The organism is Butyrivibrio sp. (genome assembly GCF_024699075.1).
In genome coordinates this window covers 1-2,229 of sequence record NZ_JAILQF010000363.1, presented here as the reverse complement: position 1 = coordinate 2,229, position 2,229 = coordinate 1, and the positions used below count along the sequence as shown (strand labels likewise).

The 2,229-nt window shown below is 36.7% G+C and carries 2 protein-coding genes; both read left to right on the top strand.

The features are described 5' to 3' along the window. A partial coding sequence (locus K6G87_RS14540) for a glycoside hydrolase family 38 C-terminal domain-containing protein (protein ID WP_296838809.1) occupies positions 1-1,105 on the top strand: 1,105 nt, incomplete at its 5' end. Positions 1,106-1,190: 85 nt separating this feature from the next. Beyond that, a partial coding sequence (locus K6G87_RS14535) for a CehA/McbA family metallohydrolase (RefSeq protein WP_296838806.1) occupies positions 1,191-2,229 on the top strand: 1,039 nt, incomplete at its 3' end.

The window sequence follows — 2,229 nt, the reverse complement described above, 5'->3', positions numbered from 1 at the left end:
AGACCTTTTTGACAAAGTTCAGGGCATAGTAGTTGGCGATAAGAAAGGAATGCCTCTTGGAAGACTTATAGCCTTTGAAGATAAGCCTAAAGAGTATGACTGCTGGAATATCGACGCTGATTATGAGAATGTAAGCGAAGTTATAAATAATGTTCAGAAAATGGAAATATATAAAGATGATCCATTTGTACTTACAATCCATATAGAAAGGAAGTTCAGAAATTCGTTTATAAGCCAGAACGTCATTTTTTATAATGACATAGGAAGAATAGATTTTGAGACAGATATAGACTGGCACGAACATCAGGTGCTCTTAAAGGCAGCATTTAACCTAAATATTAAGGCAGATAGTATTAATGCAGAGATCCAGTTTGGTAATGTATCAAGGAGCCTTGAAACAAAGACAAGCTTTGATAAAGCAAGATTTGAGATGTGCGCACACAGATGGGTTGATATGGCAGGAGAATTATTAAATGAAGGTATACCTTTTGAACAGGAAAAGCCTAAGGATGATACCAGGACTATAAATAACAATCCTGAAAACAAGCCTGTATATGGAGTTTCTATTTTAAATGACTGCAAATACGGCTATGATGCCAAAGACAACACAATAAGGCTAACCCTCCTTAAATCAGGAATATATCCCAATCCCTGCGCTGATAACGGCCATCATCACTTTACATACTCTATTTATTCACATAAGGGAGATTATAGACAGGGCAAAGTTATAGAGGAAGCTGAAAACTTAAACAGAAAGCTTATACTTGTTCCTGCCTGTGATAGTAATGCATTTATAAATAGTAATGAGCCTGAAAATGGCTTTGGAATAATAGATACAGGCAGTGAAGAAGGCATATTCATTGATACTGTCAAAAAAGCTGAAGAAACAGATGACATAATAGTTCGCCTGTATGAAGGCTATGGATATGAGCACAATATAAAGGTATCTGTTCCGGATGCACTTTTAAAGGCAGCAGGCTTTAAGGACGTAGAGATAAGCGAATGTGATCTAAGAGAAAATGTAACAGACAAAAAAGGCATCAATACTCTTTGTATAAGACCATTTGAAATAGTAACTCTAAAGCTCCACTTTATAAAGATGTAGCCAGAAAAACCATTGTCTTTAGATGATAGGAGTTCACTTTAAAACAGGTATAGATCAAATACTAAACGAGGGGGAAGCACATGCTATGAGTAAGATAAGGCATGATCCGGGAAAAGAACGCAAATTTCTTACAGTAGCTCTTGGAATATTAAGAGGAGTTCTTGAAGAAGAAGGAGTAACTGATAGATCAGTCTTAAATACTGATGCACAAAGACTTCATGATTTTATAAAACTTGTCTCCAAAGATTTTGAGATTGGTTATCCAAAGAAAAGCAATGCTCCTAAAGGAAATTTTATAGTAACAACCTATGACGGCTCAAGAAAAAGGACACCTGCGCAGGTAAAACTCTGGAAGCTTACAGATAATGAAACAGATAAAGATTTTGACCATGTATGTGGAAAAATAGACATGGAGCGATTCGTTACAGAATTTGACGGGGAGCTTTCTGCTTCTATACCTTACGGAAAATATTACTGCGAAGTATCTAAGGGAAGCGAATACTGCATCATTAAGGATGTTGTTGAGATTGGCCCCAAAACAGTTAATCGTAAATATCATTTAAAAAGATTTATTGATTTAAGTAAATATGGATGGTATGCAGGTGATATCCATCATCACAGCATATATTCAAGCCCTGTATATAAGGGAGATGATGATGTTACAGAAAGCCCCCACGAAGTTGCAAATTCTATGGCAGCAATGGGACTTAGGTATGGAGCTTTGAGTGATCACCATAATATTCTCAATCATAAACAGTGGATGAAAGAGACAAGAAGTGATTTCCTTCCCATAGTATCCAAGGAGATATCCACATCTAATGGCCATGTCATAGCACTTGGCGCAGAAAAGGATGTTATATTCAGGATACCTGATAAGGATCAAAGAAGTGATGAATATATGCGATCTGAGTTTAAGAAAATAGTGAACGAGATCAAAGAAAATGGCGGCCTTGCCCAGATCAATCATCCATGTGATCTTTCAAGATCCAATTCCTGGAACCCTTCCTATTACGATATGACAGGAATATTTGAAACCATAGAGATATGGAACGGATCAGCACCTATGATCAAAGGCTCTACCAATTATAAGGCATATGAACTCTGGCTTAACCTATTGAAAGAAG